This window comes from Halomonas sp. KHS3 (genome assembly GCF_000830495.1).
GTDB lineage: Bacteria > Pseudomonadota > Gammaproteobacteria > Pseudomonadales > Halomonadaceae > Vreelandella > Vreelandella titanicae.
This window is the reverse complement of record NZ_JWHY01000002.1, coordinates 188,661-207,164: the sequence shown is the minus strand read 5'-3', so window position 1 is coordinate 207,164 and position 18,504 is coordinate 188,661. Positions and strand designations below refer to the sequence as shown.

17 protein-coding genes are annotated in these 18,504 nt (G+C 53.5%); 2 read left to right on the top strand and 15 right to left on the bottom strand.

Going from position 1 to position 18,504, the window contains the following annotated elements; translation table 11 throughout:
* Positions 1-253: 253 nt before the first annotated feature.
* Positions 254-775, top strand: a complete 522-nt coding sequence (locus RO22_RS03270; protein ID WP_041157595.1) for an NADPH-dependent FMN reductase — start codon at positions 254-256, stop codon at positions 773-775.
* Positions 776-1,042: 267 nt separating this feature from the next.
* Here RO22_RS03270 and RO22_RS03265 read toward each other — a convergent pair whose 3' ends face one another.
* The gene (locus RO22_RS03265; protein WP_041157594.1) at positions 1,043-1,621 is read right to left on the bottom strand and encodes a class I SAM-dependent methyltransferase; all 579 of its coding nucleotides are present in this window, start codon (positions 1,619-1,621) and stop codon (positions 1,043-1,045) included.
* Between the two features lie 267 nt (positions 1,622-1,888).
* Here RO22_RS03265 and RO22_RS03260 point away from each other — a divergent pair, with 267 nt between their 5' ends.
* Positions 1,889-2,308, top strand: coding sequence for a hypothetical protein (locus tag RO22_RS03260; RefSeq protein WP_041157593.1), 420 nt, complete (start codon positions 1,889-1,891; stop codon positions 2,306-2,308).
* A 105-nt stretch (positions 2,309-2,413) separates the two neighbouring features.
* On the opposite strand, the gene RO22_RS03255 is transcribed toward RO22_RS03260, so the two are convergent.
* The 14 genes from RO22_RS03255 to RO22_RS03190 all read right to left on the bottom strand — a co-directional run bounded on the left by RO22_RS03255 (position 2,414) and on the right by RO22_RS03190 (position 18,437).
* On the bottom strand, positions 2,414-2,701 hold the full coding sequence (locus RO22_RS03255) for a HigA family addiction module antitoxin (RefSeq protein WP_022520034.1): 288 nt from the start codon (positions 2,699-2,701) through the stop codon (positions 2,414-2,416).
* 81 nt (positions 2,702-2,782) lie between these two features.
* Positions 2,783-3,739 carry a ribonuclease Z gene (locus RO22_RS03250; RefSeq protein ID WP_041157592.1) on the bottom strand — a complete coding sequence of 319 codons (957 nt, stop codon included), beginning with the start codon at positions 3,737-3,739 and terminating at the stop codon, positions 2,783-2,785.
* A gap of 125 nt (positions 3,740-3,864) precedes the next feature.
* The gene (locus RO22_RS03245; protein WP_041157591.1) at positions 3,865-5,205 is read right to left on the bottom strand and encodes a hypothetical protein; all 1,341 of its coding nucleotides are present in this window, start codon (positions 5,203-5,205) and stop codon (positions 3,865-3,867) included.
* Between the two features lie 144 nt (positions 5,206-5,349).
* A complete protein-coding gene (locus RO22_RS03240) occupies positions 5,350-6,021 on the bottom strand; it encodes a DUF5677 domain-containing protein (RefSeq protein ID WP_041157590.1) in 672 nt (223 codons plus the stop codon).
* Between the two features lie 78 nt (positions 6,022-6,099).
* The gene (locus RO22_RS03235) at positions 6,100-6,879 is read right to left on the bottom strand and encodes a hypothetical protein (protein ID WP_041157589.1); all 780 of its coding nucleotides are present in this window, start codon (positions 6,877-6,879) and stop codon (positions 6,100-6,102) included.
* Positions 6,880-6,956: 77 nt separating this feature from the next.
* Positions 6,957-7,517: a hypothetical protein gene (locus RO22_RS03230; RefSeq protein ID WP_041157588.1), complete on the bottom strand. Its 561-nt coding sequence runs from the start codon at positions 7,515-7,517 to the stop codon at positions 6,957-6,959.
* Between the two features lie 92 nt (positions 7,518-7,609).
* On the bottom strand, positions 7,610-8,233 hold the full coding sequence (locus RO22_RS03225; protein WP_041157587.1) for a peptidase E: 624 nt from the start codon (positions 8,231-8,233) through the stop codon (positions 7,610-7,612).
* A 324-nt stretch (positions 8,234-8,557) separates the two neighbouring features.
* Positions 8,558-9,427 (bottom strand): hypothetical protein, encoded by an 870-nt coding sequence (locus RO22_RS03220; RefSeq protein WP_041157586.1) that lies wholly within the window; start codon positions 9,425-9,427, stop codon positions 8,558-8,560.
* Entirely contained in the window at positions 9,424-10,665 is a 1,242-nt protein-coding gene (locus RO22_RS03215) for a hypothetical protein (protein ID WP_041157585.1), read from the bottom strand. Before RO22_RS03215 ends, RO22_RS03220 begins: the two co-directional genes overlap by 4 nt.
* Positions 10,662-11,297 (bottom strand): hypothetical protein, encoded by a 636-nt coding sequence (locus RO22_RS03210; protein WP_041157584.1) that lies wholly within the window; start codon positions 11,295-11,297, stop codon positions 10,662-10,664. The genes RO22_RS03215 and RO22_RS03210 overlap by 4 nt, the downstream gene beginning before the upstream one ends.
* On the bottom strand, positions 11,294-14,959 hold the full coding sequence (locus tag RO22_RS03205) for an ATP-binding protein (protein WP_041157583.1): 3,666 nt from the start codon (positions 14,957-14,959) through the stop codon (positions 11,294-11,296). The genes RO22_RS03210 and RO22_RS03205 overlap by 4 nt, the downstream gene beginning before the upstream one ends.
* Positions 14,960-15,303: 344 nt before the next feature.
* The gene (locus RO22_RS03200; protein WP_041157582.1) at positions 15,304-16,158 is read right to left on the bottom strand and encodes a glycine betaine ABC transporter substrate-binding protein; all 855 of its coding nucleotides are present in this window, start codon (positions 16,156-16,158) and stop codon (positions 15,304-15,306) included.
* 61 nt (positions 16,159-16,219) lie between these two features.
* Positions 16,220-17,488, bottom strand: a complete 1,269-nt coding sequence (locus RO22_RS03195; protein ID WP_041157581.1) for a M24 family metallopeptidase — start codon at positions 17,486-17,488, stop codon at positions 16,220-16,222.
* 52 nt (positions 17,489-17,540) lie between these two features.
* A complete protein-coding gene (locus RO22_RS03190; protein WP_041157580.1) occupies positions 17,541-18,437 on the bottom strand; it encodes a hypothetical protein in 897 nt (298 codons plus the stop codon).
* Positions 18,438-18,504: the final 67 nt, after the last annotated feature.

The following is an 18,504-nucleotide window of genomic DNA, read 5'->3' as shown; positions in this document are numbered from 1 at the left end:
CTCGCCACCTAGAGCCCAATTTGTCCCAATCAACAAGAGTGACACGGGTATGATTCGGAAGCTCTTCAAGCTCAAATAAAATGCCTATAAGTTTATTTTTCGCCCCCTCTTGACCTCAACCTTAGTTGAGGTTTCAGAATAGCCCTACGTCAAAGCCAACTCAATCTTATCGCTTCAGATAACATTTTTATTAAAAACGTGTAACTAAAACCAAACCAACACCCTTGAAAAAATCAACTCAGAGGATTTTAAAATGAAAGTACTTGCCTTCGGCGCTAGCAACAGCAAAAGCTCCATTAACAAAAAGCTGGCTTTTTATGCAGCACAACAAGTCAGCGATGCAGATATTTCGTTAATCGATCTTAACGACTTTGAAATGCCAATATTTAGCGAAGAAAGAGAAAAAGAGTCTGGCATCCCTGAATTGGCGCATGCTTTTTACAACGATATCGGTGAAGCAGATGTCATCGTAATGTCATTCGCGGAACACAATGGGACTTATACGTCAGCCTATAAAAATCTATTTGACTGGACATCACGAATAGATATGAAAGTATTTCAAAATAAACCCGTTCTTATGTTATCTACCTCACCTGGTCAAGGTGGGGCACAAAGTGTCTTAGCTTCCGCACAAGCGTCAGCTCCCTATTTTTCAGCAACCGTTATAGGCGCGCTTTCCTTACCAAGCTTTTTCGAAAATTTTGACTTAAAGCAGAGTGTTGTCACCAACCAGCAGTTTAACCGGGATTTACTTGGAATATTAAGTAACATTTAAATTTGTCTATTTGGGAAATCGTCTGCAGTCTGCCATCGCAGGCGCTATAGAAACTTATAGCGCCTGCCATCACCAGTGGCAAAACCGCTGCGACTCGAAGGATATGACACCTGGATAATGACCTGGTTATGTGCTATTTCAGACCATAACAAGCTTCTTCACGTTAAGCTCTTCGCAATATGGGTCAGCATACCAAAGCGCATACTGGAACTGATGATTCAGCCAGCTCTCTGCCGAGATATCAAAAACAGTAGTCCGTTTAACTCGTTAGACGTCTTTGACTAGAATAGCTTCCCATATCGATTTTGGCATTGCGTACTTGTGCGTGATCATTTCTTCTAAACTGAGCATATTCCAGCCGCTTTGGAAAAGGTGCTCGATGGAGCTTCGATCAAAAAAACGCTTGGGCTCGCCATGAACGGAGTAGTAGTTTTTATCGATCAAGGGGTGTCCCGAGGCGCCAAAGTTATAATCGTTTGTCGAGTTCAACCTACAAAGGAGAATGCCGCTATCGGTCAGAGTGTCACGTATACGAGTGACAAGACGCAGCGTCTCAACCCAAGGGAAATAGTGCAACGATAGGCTTGCAACGACCACGCTGGCTTTTTCACTCTCAAGCGGGAAAGGATCGCGAAGGTCTTGAACAAAAAATCTCGCGCGTGGTACGCGGCCTCTAGCAGTTGTTACGGACTCTTCAGATAAGTCGAGTGCGACAAGGTCAACGCCGGCCCCAACAAGGATTGCGCTATCTTCACCGGCACCACAGCCAAGCTCTAGGACTGGCCCGCAGTCAGCTCGATCAGTGATAAGAGGTAACCAGCGTTGAAGCCAGGTGTCTGAATACATGGGAAATCCTGAAGATATCTAGTTAACAGTGATTTCATAAATTAATTTAACTCTACCCATTGATTCCCTCACGCGCAAAAGTAAATTCAGCAGTGTTTGAAGCAACCACCGGGCGTACTCCTGTTCATAATCAGCAAGCCGGTGTGTAACTTTTTAAAACACCTCAGCAGCACATAGCCCATCGACATATACCAAAATACGTTCAAACTGATGAAAGTACATTTCGTCCTATACTGAGCAACACCCAGTAATGATAAGGAGCCAGCTATGAAAAAAGCATTATTAGCGCTAATCGCTACGATGCTGATAAGCGGGTGTAGCAACAGCAACACCACCGCATCAAACGCGCCCGCTTCAGATACTGCAACCGAGCAAAACCAGCCCCACCATCAGGTTACCGATCAATGGGTCGGCCGATGGATTGGCGTTGAAGGTTTATTCCTGGAAATCAGTAAGGACGAGCCTGAAGGCCCGGGACATTATCGCCTTCACATGCGCTACGGCCTGGATGCCGACCAAATCGGCACTTTCGAAGGTCAGGCCACCGCCGAGGGCATTAGCTTCAACCGCGGGGACGGCCCGCAGTTGCTTCGTGCGGGCGACGGCGAAGCCACCGGCATGAAGTGGCTATTGGAAAAGGAATACTGTCTGGTAGTCGCAACAGGTGAAGGCTATTGCCGCGACTGACCTGCGCGGCAAGCACTCAAGGGGCGGAGGGATGAAAGCAGTTATTCAGCCGCTAGTTCAGCAAAGTGGCCCGCTTAATCCAGGGTTACTTAAACCACCGCTGCTTTAAGCGGCAACCAGCCTCTTTACTTTAAGCTCTTTGCGATGCTGTTCGGCATGCCAAAGCTCGTATTGGGACTGCTGGTTCAACCAGCTTTCCGCAGAAGTATCAAACGCAATAGAAAGCCGCACAGCCATTTCAGGGCTAATACCCGCCTTGCCGTTCAGCACGGCACTGAGCGTTTTACGGCTTACACCCAGCGCTTCGGCAGCAGCTGTCACAGTTAAGCCTAGGGGCTCCAAACAAAGCTCGCGTAATACTTCACCAGGGTGGGGTGGATTGTGCATCAACATTGGCGCTACCTCAGTGGTAATCTTCGTAATTCACTATCTCGGCATTAGTATGGTACACATCAAAAAGAGTTGAGAAACTTGCTATGCCAGTTCAGCAAAGTGACCCGATTTATCCAGGATGTATTCGCTAAAATCCCGCGCCAGGTAAAGCGAGCCCGAGTAGACGCGCAAGGCCTCTTGACGGATCTCCTCAATGGAAGGCGACGCATGGGGGTTGAGCTGGTAACGCGGGCTAAAGTGCGTCAGCACCAGGTTGGGCAGTTGTACCAATTCGGCAAACGCGGCGACAAGCTTGGCGTAGCTATGCCCTACATCACCGGCCTTCTGGGCCATCTCTTCGGTGTAGGTGGCTTCATGCACCAGCACCTGTGCCCCCGCGCACGCTTCAAGCAACAATTCAGGCTGGTCATTGTCTCCTGCGATCACCACTTTTCTCGGCTTGTGCTTGAAGATTAAGAAGTCATGGCTTTTTAACCGCTCCCCCTCAAACTCAACGTCAAACCCTTGCTTCAACTGCCCCCACAACGGCCCTCTCGGAATGCCCTTTTGCGCTAGCTTATCCACGTCCAAGGCGGCATCGACCTTTGTCTCCGTAAACCCATAAGCATAGGACGGCGCCCTGTGTGAAAGCCTGAACGTGGACACCGCAATGCTCTCAAACTCAACGCTGGGCAGCTCGTCCGAGTCGATAAATTCCAGGGCGAAGGGCAAGCATAGCTGTGTAGCCTCACAGGTGGCCTCCAACCACGCCTTGATGCCTGCGGGCGCCACAATGGTCAGCGGCGCTGTCCGACCGCCCATTCCCGCACTAGCCAGTATGCCCGGCAGCCCATAGCAGTGGTCGCCGTGCACGTGGGTAATCAAGATGGCTTTCAAAGAATGGAACGACAGCTTGGTATGCAATACCTGATGCTGGGTGCCCTCACCACAATCGATCAGGTACCAGCTCTTCCCCTTGCTTTCTCGCAAAGCGACCCCGGAGACGTTTCTTTGCTTGGTGGGTACACCAGCTGAGGTGCCTAGAAAGAGTAGATTCATGGTTTTTGCTGCGTGGTCGTTCGCAAAGGAATGACTATTCTAGAATGATAGCTATAACGCCAATTATCAGCGGCGCGATTACAGCGTCCGCTGGTTGGCTTGGTTAGGCCCTGCAAGCTAAATAATCAATCGAGATCATTGATTTCGCAAACAAGTTGCCTATAAAAATACCTTCTCAACAGAAAGCCAGTATACTCATGTATGTTATAATAATAATTTGGCAATTCGCTTTGATACCGTTTTCCTCTCAATATGAGCGGGCGATTTGGCCTTAAAGAATATAACGTATGAAGGTTGATGCCAGTATGAACAAACATTGACCTGTCATTATATAAATCCTTAAAAGCACTGATCAACACTTGATTACTTTCGGTATTCTTTTCTACAAATTGCCTGAATTTTTCACTAATTTTCCGGTCTTCTTTATATACTGTCGCTCCGCATGAAGGGCAGGCCACTTCAGTTTTCTGTGTCTCTGTATCCAAACAAGCCTCAACAGCTGCCACATATGCAACCAGTTCATAAGCGGCGTAATAAATTGAGCTTGAAGTACGCTTTGTTTGGTTTCTAAACATTAACCCTTCATGAAATCGACGACTTGCCTGTTGTAGTCTATAATTTTTGCCGACAATATCTATTAAAATATCTGTTCGCTCGGGTATTCTTAACTCACCATTAACAATGCAATCTCCTTTTTCTATTATTTCTTTTCTTGCCTGAGGGTCATTACCTATGTAACGCACGCTTTCGCTTGAAACCTTTTCATCGTCAAAAATTAATCCGCTATCAGGAAAATATTTTCCATTAAATTTCGCATTGGAAACCAATTCATAATAATCACTATTTTCCATAAACTTCCATTCGACAAATTCATTAACAGTGAATAAGTTTTGCGTTAGCAATGAAAGGATGGCAGCCAAATTAACTGATGCGGTCTGCGTTTCAAACGTTAATTCATAAGAATTACTATTAAATACTGGAAATACCATATTAAAATCAGCTTCGTCAGTTTTTATCAATAATATCCCAGAAAATTCAAACAAATAACTGCCTGACAGAGTGTTTTCCGATCGCACAGGAACCGACATATAGCCAGAAGGCTGCTTATCAGCTATCCCAAATCGTCTTTTAGAACATCTTATTATTGCATTTTTTATTACTTGATGGTATTCAGGATCGTGTAACCTTGATTCAAAATCCAATGTTTCAAGTAAAACAAAAATCAAACCTTTGGCAGTATGATTAAAAAATGATAGCTCAGCTATAAATGGCAATTCATTTGATGCCCAGCAAATATTGTACTCGAACACCTCATTACTCTTTTTGATGTAGGAATGCTGGCAACTTACGCGCCCAATAGTCTCAGCAAAGACATCCCAGAGCTCCGATAAAAAATCATTCACGTCCTTCTGCGGGATAGACAAGGGTATTTTTTCAAAATCTGCATCAAGAAGGTGTCGTGGCATTTTTACTATATCCCAATTTCGAAAACACTCGTCGGCAGACCGCGCACGGCTTAACGAGGCTGTAGAAAAACCCGATTTCGAGTCGTCTCAACCACCTCTCGTCCTAATTTACTTACTCAGCCAGTTATCTGGCTGAGTACCGTGTCATGAGTTATCTAGCTCCTGCAATCTAAGAAGTGTATCTGCCGCGTAGAGCTGCGTGTGGAGCTGCATGGGAGTACGATACATTGGAAGGTCAATATGATCCCTCTTCCTTAAGACAAACCATGCCGATGCATGAACATATTTGGAATATATTCCATACATCGATTCATACTCATCCTTTAGTCCGATTTCTTTCGCCATCTGATACAGCGACGTTCTTTCAGGTTTCAAGCTTCGACCATGCTTCTGTAAGGTACTCCTAATATTATTGATGTGCTGATCAAGAAGCGCGATATCTTTCGGATCGGTATTGCCGTCTGCAAGTCCCTTGATGGATTTGTAGATCGATATTTCATCTGTTCCTGCCTGATCTGCGTATGCGTCAAGGCGCTCTGTTGAGGACAGGCAGTAGCGAAGCACCACATTAATCTCGAATACAGTGCGACACACATTCGCAGTAACTTCAATTGGCTCCTCAAGAAGTTTACCGAATAGTTGTAGCTGTTCAGCAGTAGACCGGCCAATCTCAGGGTATACTCGGCACCCAACACCGAGATCATGGCGGTTTAGGAGAACCTGGCCAGCCTTCTGAAGTTTGCTCGAAAGATCATCAAGACTGGCTCGCACGTCGAAAACTGTGCCAATCTTCGCGTAGTCTCTGATACGTTTCATTTCTTCCTCGAACCCGTCATAACTTGCCAACTGAAGCGCAGCGTAAGCTGTTCAAATTGATGGCATTTTTTAATGCTATTATTCACAATCTATGAATACAATTTTTTCTTTATCCCATAATTCCTCTTCGGAACCTACCCCATTCATTTGCAGGATAGCTTCTGGGTAACCAAATGTTTGCATTACTTGCCATTTTAAATCGTCAGTTACAATTTCAGCACGTTGAGGACACCCATATCCCCTCATTCGCTCTTGTGCCTGCTTCATGAGAACGGCATCTGAATTAGGAAAAAGCAATTCATTATCTTGAAACATTACATAGCCGGCAAAACTCAAAGAACCTATCGCTGCCACTACGCCAAATACTGCAGCAAAGATTGATAAAATATAAGTCCTGAAGAAAGAAGGGTACTTTTTATAAAAACCAAACCTTTCCATTAGCTGACTTAACTCTCTATTCTCAACTAATATCTGCGGTTTTTTTTTAAAATTATCGATACTATCTATTTCCGGAAAAAATGTAGTTCTTACAGATTCACCAGGGTCAATTTTATTTACCATTAACTCGTAAGATTGCTTAACATATTTGTATTCGATCTCTCCGTGAGCCTTATTAGTTCTAACGATTGGCTCGTATTTAGTCGGAGATGATAAGTTAATTCTTACATCCTTAAGAGCTCTATTTGATAGGCTTTCTATCCATAATTGTGCAGTATAAAATCCGTCAGCTTTCGCCTTTTTATGTAGTTCCACTGGCAAAAGGTTTGGTGATGGAGGTTCATACTGCACATTTATAGGATCAGGAGCGTCCTTTATAACGGTATATATTAATGAAAGTAATGAAAATGGATTGAACACCAGAATATCCTTATATATTTAACGCCTTGGGTAAGCTGCCGGTGCGGAGCGTAGTACCGGTCAGATTCACCCACTTGTTACGCTTTTTGATGGAGGCAAGCTCTTCGTTTCTCGCCAAAACTCCTGAACTCAGTTCTTAGCTTCTGGGCTCGCCTTTTAACTCGCCATCTACCGATGACACTTGGAGGAAGACCGCGTTTGTAGCAATCAAGGATTATCAGATCGATCAATTCCCCAAGCTTGTCCCCATGTTCAAGTAGCTTTTTAGTAACATCTGGATGCTTACGCGCATTTTTGATCCAGTTCGGTAGGCGCGTTAATGTCTGTAAACCAATATCAACGCCCCAAAGAGGATAACGCAGCTCTGTTCTAATGCTTTTTAACTGGCTTTGCGATTCTGCAGCCCTATCGTTCCACCTCTTCACGCTTTCATCGCTTTTCGCTCTCGATATCATGTCACTACAAGCAATGATTTGATGCAGTTCTTTGGATAGAGTCGACATGTAAGGGGCTAATAAATCTCTATGTGCATTCCTTTGCAGAGACGTCCAATTAAAAACCGTTGTAATCACTAGCGAAAGCACACCTGAAAATGCTGCAACAACTGCTGCGACTAAGGTTGCTACACCCGTATCCATCTATCTTCCTTTTTCTTTGAGCATTACGCAAAGCACAGCGGCGCGTGTTTACGAGCGTCCGGCGGCCGTAGGCCGCGAACTGCTGCGTCTTGTTAAGTTTCGGCGGTCCAGACTTCAAACCCACCACCATTTACTATAATTACTTGTGCATTACTAATTGGGCAAAGATCTATCTTTCCACTATAGCTAGTGATTATGCACTCAACGGATTCTTTGAATGGAAAGTTTGTATGATGTGGAACAGGATAAAAATCAACCATGCCTAGTGATGAAAAAGAGTCTATATTAGGTGCTGCCGTAAAATCGTCCATATCCTTTACATACTCAATGTTCCGCGACATAGCAATAGAACCGGCCGACTCTCCGATATATATTTTTCCCGAATTTACTTGCTCCTTAATGATTTTGTCTGCCCCAGTTCTTTTCAACTCCTGAAGTAAAAAGAAAGTATTTCCGCCAGTGATATAAATGTAATCATTTTTTTGAAGCTTGCTGTCTATCTCTTCTCTTGACGCAGTTGAAATCTCAAGTTCATCAACAATTAGCCCGCGGTGTTCGAGGGCTTCTTTACCTGCTGCCACATAAAATTTGACCTCTTCTACGAGGCTTGCAGTGGGAATGAATGTAACGGTTTTTCCTGCACATTTTCCGCCGGTAAATTTCACAAATAAATCTGCAACATCCACGAAAGATGACGCTAAAAACATTTTTTTCATTCAAACTCCTTGCTGCCTAAGTGCTGTCGCTATAGAAACTTAACAGTGATTATACAGAAGGCTGCATAACCTCAATAAACGTGTGCGCTCATCCATTCAGGTTATGTAACCAGCTCATTTGACTCTATCCCACTGACTCGCCAGAAGGCAAAGAAAAAATAGGCGGAATATCCCAAAGTCGCGTGCTTGCTCGTTTTGCTCTGCTTAATCATACAGCCCAGAGAAGCACTACTACGCTGTGGGCATCAAGTCTACGATGCTGATGAATCCTACGAAGGCAAAGAGTGAAAAGCAGGCTTGAGCGGCAGCCTTTCGATCCGGCTTTTAGCTAAGCCCCACACACACCATCTCCCCACCAAACCACTGCTGCTTTAACCCCCGCTGCTTTTCCAACAATAGCGCTAGATACTCACGCAATGGATGGGCGGAGGGCAGCGCTGCAAGATGCTTACGAAGCCTGCGTTGGAAAGGAAATTGTTCAGCAGGCACATGCAGCGGCGTGGCGTTTTGGGTGAGCCACTCGATGGTGGGTAGGAGCAAGTGAGTGGCGTTGCTGTCCAGCGCTAGCGTGACGCCTTTTACATCGAAATCACCGGCGTAAATATGTGTTCGGCGGGTTTTGTGCCACGCCTCGGCGAGTAAGGCGAAGCCGCCGCCGTAGTGGCTGTCGCCGCGGTAGACGACTAGCGGGTTAGCGTAACCGCTTAGCGCTGGTTGTTCCGGCGAAAACTCATAGAAGCTGTCCAGGTTTTCGACCTGAATCAGGGCGCTGAACGCGCTCAGCTTTAGCCCCAGAACATCTACATCGCGAATAGCGCGTGGTTCATTGGCAAGCCCCGCTATTGGTTGCGGCGGAAAGCTTGCGAGCACCCTTCGTGCGCGGGGGCTTGCCCGGGTTGCTTTGTCTTCTTCTACGCCCTCTTTCGCTTGGGCGCTGCTGGTAAGACCGCTGAGTGAGCGGCCCAGTGGCGCTATGCGGGAGCTTTCTAACACGTCATTGATCTGCGCCAGCAAGGCGGCGTCAAAACGCAGCGCTTTACTGTTGATTCGCGTGGCCAGGTCGATGTCGTGCTGGTGGCACCAGGCCACCACGTCGTTTACCCATTGGCCACGGGGCTTTTCTACTATGGGCTTGCGGAGCAGTTCGCGGGCGACGCCGTTTAGCCCATTGCGGGCCCGACCGGGTAGGTTCATACGGCCAGCTGCAGTTCTACATCGTGGATCAGGCGCAAGTGATTGAATTGGCTGGCCTGGCTCTCCTGCTGTTTGAGCCGAAACGCCTTCTGGTCGCTGCGCGGCAGGCCCTGGTATTCGGAAATCACCTGGAAGAGCCAGATTTCATCCGGCCACTCCAGCGGGCTTGCGCGCAGGTACTCAAGGGCGCTGACCGGCTCCGCCTGGGGCTGATCAATCACGCTTAAATAGAAGTGTTCCACATCCTGCTTGAGCGCCTGCTGGCGGGCGGCGGCGAGGCTGCTTTCTTGCGCTTGGGCAGGGGCCGCCGCTTCTACGGTTTGCGTGGTGTGGCGCGGCTGGGGTAGCTGGTGCAGCAAGTCGGCGAGCAACCGGCTGTCCAGATTGCGATCCAGCGCCGGGGCGGCCGCCGCGCTTAGCGGGGCGGCTTGATTGACCAGCCCTGGTACCTCGCTGCGCCGTGCGTAGTTGCCGGGCACAAAGCCGGGGTGTTCTCGCATAAAGGCGGCCATGCCGCTGATCAGGCGACTGCGCGCCTGCTGCTTACGAAAGCGCGCCATCAGTTCGATCAAGCGCCGCTGCACTTCGCGCAGGCTGGTGTAATGGTGGCTTAACTGCTGCTGTAGCTGGCTGATCAATAGCTTGCGCAGGCCGCCGTCGCTGCCCACCAGCTCGATCAGCTCGTCGAAGTCGATCAGCGCCAGGCCATCCAGCAGCCTTGCGATCTGCTTCTGGGCGCGGTCGTTTTCGCGGATCTTGTCGTTGAGCTGACTGACGAAACCGAAATCGCTATTTAGCCGCTGCCATAAGCTGTCGATGGCATCGGCAAAGCGCCCGTTCAGGTCGTCGACTTCCTGGCGCAGGCGCATCAACTGCTGCTCCAGCCGCCAGTGTTCGCCGCGGCTGCGCGCCTCCCGGTAGCTGTGTACCAGCGCGCGAATCAGCTCCAGGGTTTCCGCGACATCGGCATTCACATGGCGGCGGGTCTCGTCGGCGAGCATCTCGGCAATCAGTTCGCGCACCTTGGGTGCCAGCTTCACACCGCTCTGCTCATCCGGCCGCCACAGGATGCGTGCCGCCAGCAGCTTGCGTAGCGCGCTGTCGCTAAGCGACTCCAGCGGCACTTCATCACGGGTGTAGGCCTGCATCAACACATCGGCGTGCTTGCCGAGCAGCGCCAGCCGTTCACTGCCGGTTTTCAACAAGCGGCTTTCTAGTGCATGCTCACCGGCACTCACAGAAGGGCCTCCTGAGCGCCAGAGCCCTCCTCGCTACCCTCTTCAATGGGCAGATTCTCTTCATCGCGAATAAAGCGCACCAGATCCACCAGGTAGTCGATCTTACCGGTGACCACGAATACCTGCCGTTCGGCGTGGGGCTGGAGCAGGTAGCCGTGCTCTTTCAGGCGCTTGAAAACCTGCTTTACCTGGGCATCGAGCTGGTCACTTTGCGAGCCAAAAAAGCTGTCGGTGGCCAGGCGTTCCAGGCGTTCGCGTAGGCTTTGGTTGTCTTCGCACTTGGCGCTGAACTCGGCGGGTTTGAGTACGTCGCCGGGGGCGGCCAGGGTATCGCGGCCCAGGGCCTCTTGAACCAGCTGCAGCCACTCCAGCAGCGGCAGCAGGCTATTGAGGGTATCGCCGAGCTGGCGGGAGAGCTGATCCCGGGCGTTGTCGTTGAGTTGACGCCAGGCTAGAAAGTAGACGCTGCCATCCTCATTGCTGGCCAGTCGGCGGTTAAGCGGCCGCAGGTAGGTATCGATCTCCTCGCGGGTATCTTCATTGGTGAGATGACGATAGCCGCTCTCATCACTGACCGGGCAGACAAACTCTCCGGCCAGCAGGCGCTCTAGCAGTGGGCCATGTTCGATCATACCGTCACCTCCTGCTGACGTTCCTGGAGCCGTTCGGCCAGGCGGCTTAGCCGTGGCTCGATGCGTTTTAACACTCGCTTGTTGGGGTTGGCCTCATCGCGGTCGATCAGGTAGCGGTTGGCGAACAGCAGCAGCACGTCAGACTCGGGGTTGGGAAACGCGCCGACGATATGAATGCGGTTGCTGTCGCAGGCGTCGAACAGTTTTTCGACGTTGTGGTACGCCAAGGTGCCGATCTCATCGATGGGCCAGTGGATAGAGATCTCCGCATCGCCGCGCAGCAAACGGGTAAAGGCGAGCAGGAACTTGCACAGAATCAAATACGCCATGCCGTGGCTTGAGGATTCCAGCAGCTGGCGGTCGTTCTTGATCACCAGATCGGTGCCGCCTTCGTTCAGGTGCAGCTCCAGGCGCAGCAGGCTTTCGAAACTGTACTGCTGGTCGCTGCGTAACAAATCGACCACGTCCGCCAGGGCGTTGAGGTAGTCATCGCTGGGTAGCGTCTGGCCGGATTCCCGCCACTCTTTATAGCGCTGGGCAAACAGCTTCAGCGGCTCCCAGAAGCCGAGTTCATCGATGGTGGACTGGATGCGCACTTCGGCCTTGGTGATGCCTTCCAGGCGCAGGTCATCGGCGACTTCTTCAGAGAGCCGGCGGCTTTGAGCGCTGATGCGCCGGTTCAAATCGCGGAACACGGTAAAGAACTTATCCAGGTCGTCGCTCAGGTTGCGGCCTTCCTGAATCAGCTGCTGCTGTTGATCTTCGAGCAGTTTGAGCATATCGCGCAGTAGCGGCAGCTGTAGGCGTGGGTTGTCACTTTGTAGCTTGCTACGCTCGCTCTCCAGCGCTTCGGCGAAGCCACTGCTGGCGTCCTTGATCAGTTGGCTTTCGACCTCCAGGCAGCCACGGCGCAGCTGCTCGATGAGCTGGTGGCGATTGCCCAGCGCTTGGCGGGCGCGCTCGATGCGCTCGTCCACATCGCCCAGTGGCGTGCCGGGCGCTTGGCCGTCGGGCTCGATGACAAGGCTTTCCAACTGGGTGAGCAGCGGCTTCAAGGCTTCCAGGCAGGCGTATTCGCTCTCCCGCTGGGTTTTCAGCGTGCTGACCGTGCTTTGGTGGGTTTTGCGCGCGGCCTGGAAGTCATTTTTCAGGTGCTCTTTATCGCGCTGCAGCTTTTGCTCCGTCTGCTCCAGCTCTGCCTCCTGAGCGACCAGCTGCGGCTTGTGCTGGCCCCACTCGACGCGCATAAAGCGGGTGTATTCGGTGAGTTCATCCTGACGGGCGGCGGTGACGCGGATGCGTTCATCCTGGCTTGCCAGCCGCTCCTTGGTATCTTTTAGCTTGGCGGGGTCAACGCCCTGCTCGGCCAGTTCCTGGCTAAAGGCCTCTTCCAGTTCCGCACGCTGGCGCTTGTGTTCGGCATTGGCGTCGCTCAACTGCTGCTTATACTGGCGCAGTTGGGCATCCAGGCTATCCACCTGGCTCTGGCCGTCGGCCTTGAGCTCCAGCAGTTGGCTTTGGTGGGTCTCGCTAAGGGCGGCGAGCGCCTGCTGCTTCTCTTCCCGCAGCTCCTTTTGCGCCTGCTCCTGACTGGCTAACGCAGTTTGATGGGCAGTGCGACGCTCCTGCTGGCGCTTGGTATGGCGCTCTTGCTGCTGGCGGCGGGCCTCTATCGCAAACTCGACTTCCTGCTCGGCGCGCTTGTGGGCCATGCGGCCCTGGTCTTGGGCTTCATCGGCCTGCTGCACCCGCTCGTTATGCTGCTTGAGGGATTTCTCGGCGGCCTGGCTCTCCGTTTGCACCCGGCGTTTGGCGGTGTCGGCCTCTTCGATGGCGGCCAGCAGGCTGGCTTCATCCTGGGCGTAATCCGGCAAAGCAATGGCGGAAAGATCTAGCGCCAGCCCGAACAGGTCATCGCTTGCGCCTTCGGTCAACTGCGGGGCGAGGTCACGCCGCTCCAGCAGCTCTGGCGCAATCACCTTGCCTAACTGCTGCTCCCAACCGGGGCGGTGATAGCGCAGGAAATGGCGCAGGCTGCCCTGCTCCGGGTCGCGCTGCTGATAGAGCGCGAAGCAGCGCTGCTCGGCACGCTCCAGCTGTTGGCGAAGTTGCACCAGCTGCTGTTCGGCACTGTCGCGCTCGCGTTTGCGGCTTTCAAACTCCCGGCGCAGGCCATCCAGGGTAGCGGCCGATGCGTTGCGCTCCTGCTGGGCCTGATCCAGGCGCGCCTGGGCAAGCTCCGCCTCGGAAGCCTCTTCGGCGGTCTGGGTCGAAAGCGAGAGCTGCGCTTTTAGTTCGGCTAGCTGTTCGACGCCGAGTTCCAACTGCGCCTGGTACTCGCCCTCCAGGCGTTGGCGCTCCTGCTGGTAGCGCTCGTTGAGCTGCTGTTCGGATTCCCACTGCTGCTCCCGGCGCAAGGCTTTCTCTTCGACCAGGGCGTCGATCAGTTCCTGGGATTCACGGGTCTGGCGGGCCAATGCTTCGGAAAGTTCGCGCAGCCGACCGTCCAGGCGCGCCTGGCTCTCTTTTACCGCGTCCTGCATCACGTTCAGGTGGGCGCGCAGCTGGTCGCGCTGTTCCCGCCACTGGGGCAGCGCGTTGATGTTGCGCTCCAGGGCGGGCATGTCTGCATCAGCGTATTGCTCGTACTGGGTTTGCAGGTCGTTGAGGCGGCGCTGGGTCTGCTGCAAATCGCTGACCACTTCGCTGTGGCGGTCGTTCAGCGCGTCCCGCGCCTCACTATAGTCGCTCTCCCGCTGCTGGAATTCGCGCTGGTGGCGGGCAAGCTCAGCATCCACATCGGCCAGGCGGCGCTCTGCCTTCTGGCGGTCGTCTTCCAACTGGGGCTTCAGTTGCCACAGCGTGGCATCCAGGTCGGCGAGTTCACGGTCGATACCGGCGAGCCGGGCCAGCGATGCCTGCAGCGGTTCCAGGCGCATGGATTGGCGCATTTGGGCAATCCATTCCCGCGCCTTGGTGTTGCGAATCCGCGTCACCGGCAGTTCAACGCCATCCTCTTCGAAAATCGCCGCTAGCATGGTTTTGAGGGTGTCCATCTTGCCCTCTTTGGCATGCACTGCTGACACCAGCTTTTCGATATGGCGGATGCGTCGCTCGGGTTTCACCAGGCTGAACTGCGACGCGATCTGGCGCAGCTTGAGGCCATCGCGGCTGTTGCCATGCAGTTGGGTAAAGTCGTTCTGGATCACCGAGCGGAATTCAGAGGTAGCGCCCAGCTTGGGCGACACCGGCGTGCCGTTGCGCCGCAGGCCGCTGGCCCACTGGGTGTAGTCCAGTGCCGCCACGCCCGCGTCGCTTTCCACCAGATAGTCTTCCGGCTGGTAGGGTGCGCCGACAAAGCGGTATTCCACCCCGCCCTCGGCCTTGCGGGTCAGCACCGCCTGGCAGATGTTGCCCGCTTCGCGGCGGTATTCGTACACCAGGTAGCTGTTGCGGTGGGGCAGGTAGAACGCGTCGAACTTCATGCGCGTCTTGGGCACGACCTTGTTGGGTAATTCACCGTAGAACACCGGTACCAGGCGCTGTAGCGTGGTTTTGCCGGAGGCGTTGGTGCCGCAAATATTGGTGTGACCGTCCACACTCAGTTCGACCACGCCTTCCAGGTGGCCGTGAATCATCACGATGCGTAGCAGGTGGGCCATGCCGTGTCCTTTCGATGACTATTTCAATGGCTGTCTCAATGACTATCCGGATCGTTTTGCTGATCGCTGAAAGTGGCTATAGTGCCAGACACAGACCAAGGTGGCATCCGTTGAGTCCCAAACATCAATTCCAGTACCCCAATGACAAACCTTTAGAACAACCCGGGCTAACGGCTGGCCTTTTACGATTTTCCGGCGACTCACATATTGACTGGCCAAGCGCTAAGTCGCTCGCGATAGCCAACCCTACTACCTATGGTGTGTTGGCTGGATCAGAGGGGGACGGTAGAAAAAGCGGCAAGCTATGGAGATGGACCGGCACTGACAGCCGGCCCGGGGTGGGATCAGCCCTCGGCGAGCCAGCCGTCGATGAGATCGCGATGTTCCTCGATCCACTGCTTGGCGCCTTGCGTGGGGTCGCCGAGGTTTTCGATGGTCAGCATGAGATCGGCCAACTGGCCGTGGCTCATGTGCCAGGTGTCAAGCATTTGGGTGACCTCGGGATGCTCCTCGCCAAACCCTTTGGGCGACATCCACATGATATCGTCACCACCCCCATAACTCTTCTTGGGATCTTCTAGCGCCTTCAGGTCGTACTGCGCGTAGGCCCAGTGGGGCTGCCAGAGTGTGACGGCGATGGGTGCTTCATTGGCATAGGCTTCCTCAAGGGCCGCGAGCATGGCGGGGCCGGAGCTGTTCAACTGGCGAAACGGAAGGTTGTAACTCTTGATGGCGTTTTCGGTCTCGCCGGAGATAGCCGAGCCCGATTCGATGCCAAGGATGGTCGGCTCGCCCTGATAGTCGAAGCGCTCGGCGTTGTCTTTGAGGTCACTGATGCTATTGATGTCTTCCATGTAAGCGGGCACCACCAGTTCGTCCTGTGCGCCGTCGAACCAGGCATCGTGAACGTCGATGCGATCCTTGTAGGGCTCGATGTACTGGGCGTCGCCATGCGGGAGCCAGACTTCCAGCGAGATATCCAGGTCGCCGTTTGCGAGCCCGCTGAAGAGCACACTCTTGCCGGTGGTGGTCAGCTCGACGTCGTAGCCCTGCTCTTCAAGCAGTTGCTGCCACATGTGCGATACAGCAATGTTTTCCGCCCAATTGTTGGTACCGATGGTCAGCGTGTCGTTGGCCGAGGCGGTTATCGAGAGACCGGCCAGGCCGCAGGCGATAAAAAGGGGTGTCAACGGTTTCATACGCGTCCTTTTTTTATGTTCGTTAATCGAAAGGGATGAGAAAGAGTGATGCGCTACGTCGTCATTCTTCCATCAGCATGTCGGAATAGCCGTAGGTCGAGAGGCGTTCGATGCCATCTTCGGTGATCAGCACCTGCTCTTCCAGCTTGACGCCTTCGGTGCCGTCTCGGTGGCCGATATAGGCCTCGACGCAGAGCGTCATGCCGGGTTCGATGGTGCCGTCGTAGCCGACGTCGTCCCAGTCCATGTCGTGGGCGATCAGCGGCCACTCGCCGGTCATACCGCAGCCGTGAACAATATCCAGGTAACGGTTTTCGCGATAACCATCGGGTATCGGCCACGCTTGTTGCGAGTAGTCACGAAAGCTCATGCCCGGGCGCAGCAGGGCAATGTTGCGCTCGAGCTGGTCGGCGGCCATGCGATAGAGCGCCTTTTGCTCGGTGCTGGGCTCGCCTGCGCCGGGCACATGGAAGGTTCGCGAGAAATCGGTGTAGTAGCCGAAGCAACCCACGATGTCAGTATCGAAGGCCACCAGCTCGCCTGGAGCGATGATTTTGTCCGAACATTCCTGGAACCACGGATTGGTGCGTGCACCGGAGGTTAGAAGTCGAGTTTCGGCGTATTCACCGCCGGTGGCCAGCACGTGCTGGTTGAAGATCGACCATAGCTCGTTTTCGTTCATGCCGGGGCGAATGGCGGCTTCCATACGCGTCATGGCGGCTTCGGTCAGGGTCACCGAGCGGTGAATGAGGGCCAGCTCGTCGAGGCTCTTGATCGACTTAGCGCCCTCGACCACGGTGGCGGCGTCGGTCAACTGGAAGCCAGCCAGGCCCAGCGCCTCGATGGCGCCGGTGGGTGCGGACTCGATGCCTAGACGCTGCCCCTGGGTATGCGAACGCTCGAACAGGCTGCGGATGTCATCGACGAAGGCCTGGGTATGTGCTGCGCAGCGAGGACCGCTGTACTGCGGCATCACCGCCCGGGCGGGATGCACCTCGTCGAGTAGCTCGGCGTTGGCCGCCAGGTGCAGGCAGGCGCTGAATTCAAACAGCACCACTGGGCCATCCGCCGCCACGTAGAGATAGCGCGCAGGGTTACGCTGCGAGTAGACCTGCATGTTGCGCACGCCGCAGGCATAGCGAATGTTGATGGGATCGAACAGGATCACCGCATCCAGTTGGTGATGCTTCATCTGCTGGCGCAGGCGTTGCAGCCGGTAGCGCTCGACGCGCGACAGCAGCGCGGCGTCGAGCGTGGCATGGCGGAAGCTCCCGCCGGCATAGGGGCCGCCCGTGGGAACTGATCCGGCGAGTGACACGATATTGCCCATGGCAAGGCATCCTTTTGTGAAGTGGGGAAATAAGGGTCGCGTTCAGTAGCACCTAGCCCATGAGCGCGTCGTGACGGCGCTGGTTATCGGCGTCGATGTGTTGCTGCGTAACGCGGCCGTAAATCCGCTTGGTGTGCTCCAGGCTACCCATCATGTCAGGCGTTTTGGCGTACCCTAGTAGCGTGCAGAGGCGCTGGCCCTTGGCGGCGGCGACGCGGTGCATGGAATAACGCCCTTTGAAGAGCTGCAGGTCGCCGGTTTTGAGCGTCAACGATTCGACGTCGGTGTGGTCACCCTCAAGTACGCGCTGCACGGCAGCGAAGTTTTCCTCGCCGGGACGGCGGATATTGGGCGCGTACTGGAATTCGCCGCCTTCATTGGGACGCCGCGTCATCAGGCTGACGATGAATTCGTTGGTGTCGAAGTGCCAGGGCAGCTCGGTGTCGTCGGGCATCACGTTGATCACCAGCCCCGCGATAGGATCGGCGAACTCGTAAATCACCGGTTCTTCGAGGCAGTCGGCAACGAAGCGCTGGAAGTCAGGGTCGCGATAAAGCTGCTGGACAATGGCGTCCTCGGGGATCAGGTCACGCGCCACGAAGCCATTGGTGTAGTGCTGGAAGAAGCGTGCAGGGTGATCCTCGGGCAGAGACGGATCGTCCGGCGTGACGTAAGGGTTAACGTTGTTGTCCGAGTAGAACGCCTTTGGCGCCAGGGCCTCACTTTCCTCGCGCAGTGGTTCGATAAGATCTTTGCGGATGAAGCTCGATAGCAGAGCACAGCCGTCGGTACGCAATTGTTGACGAACGCGTTCGACCGCCGATTGGTAGGCGTCGCTATCGCGCTGCAGGATCGGGTAGCGTTCAAGATCGATGAAACGCGCTAATGGATGGCGGTCATTGGTGGCGTCTTGCGAGGCCGATTGGGTGCCGAGCGTAGCTTGTGACATATATTGCCTCTCCTGATAGTTCGTGAATGATCAGTTGTTGCTAGCAGATCGTTGCTAGGGAGTGGCA

Excerpts from the sequence above, each read along its gene's own strand:
- RO22_RS03240 (WP_041157590.1), bottom strand. The coding sequence starts at position 6,021 with ATGAAACGTATCAGAGACTACGCGAAGATTGGCACAGTTTTCGACGTG.
- RO22_RS03200 (WP_041157582.1), bottom strand. The coding sequence starts at position 16,158 with ATGAAACCGTTGACACCCCTTTTTATCGCCTGCGGCCTGGCCGGTCTC.
- RO22_RS03220 (WP_041157586.1), bottom strand. The coding sequence starts at position 9,427 with ATGAACCTACCCGGTCGGGCCCGCAATGGGCTAAACGGCGTCGCCCGC.
- RO22_RS03270 (WP_041157595.1), top strand. The coding sequence starts at position 254 with ATGAAAGTACTTGCCTTCGGCGCTAGCAACAGCAAAAGCTCCATTAAC.
- RO22_RS03245 (WP_041157591.1), bottom strand. The coding sequence starts at position 5,205 with ATGCCACGACACCTTCTTGATGCAGATTTTGAAAAAATACCCTTGTCT.
- RO22_RS03260 (WP_041157593.1), top strand. The coding sequence starts at position 1,889 with ATGAAAAAAGCATTATTAGCGCTAATCGCTACGATGCTGATAAGCGGG.
- RO22_RS03210 (WP_041157584.1), bottom strand. The coding sequence starts at position 11,297 with ATGATCGAACATGGCCCACTGCTAGAGCGCCTGCTGGCCGGAGAGTTT.
- RO22_RS03225 (WP_041157587.1), bottom strand. The coding sequence starts at position 8,233 with ATGAAAAAAATGTTTTTAGCGTCATCTTTCGTGGATGTTGCAGATTTA.
- RO22_RS03195 (WP_041157581.1), bottom strand. The coding sequence starts at position 17,488 with ATGGGCAATATCGTGTCACTCGCCGGATCAGTTCCCACGGGCGGCCCC.
- RO22_RS03255 (WP_022520034.1), bottom strand. The coding sequence starts at position 2,701 with ATGTTGATGCACAATCCACCCCACCCTGGTGAAGTATTACGCGAGCTT.
- RO22_RS03190 (WP_041157580.1), bottom strand. The coding sequence starts at position 18,437 with ATGTCACAAGCTACGCTCGGCACCCAATCGGCCTCGCAAGACGCCACC.
- RO22_RS03230 (WP_041157588.1), bottom strand. The coding sequence starts at position 7,517 with ATGGATACGGGTGTAGCAACCTTAGTCGCAGCAGTTGTTGCAGCATTT.
- RO22_RS03205 (WP_041157583.1), bottom strand. The coding sequence starts at position 14,959 with ATGGCCCACCTGCTACGCATCGTGATGATTCACGGCCACCTGGAAGGC.
- RO22_RS03250 (WP_041157592.1), bottom strand. The coding sequence starts at position 3,739 with ATGAATCTACTCTTTCTAGGCACCTCAGCTGGTGTACCCACCAAGCAA.
- RO22_RS03265 (WP_041157594.1), bottom strand. The coding sequence starts at position 1,621 with ATGTATTCAGACACCTGGCTTCAACGCTGGTTACCTCTTATCACTGAT.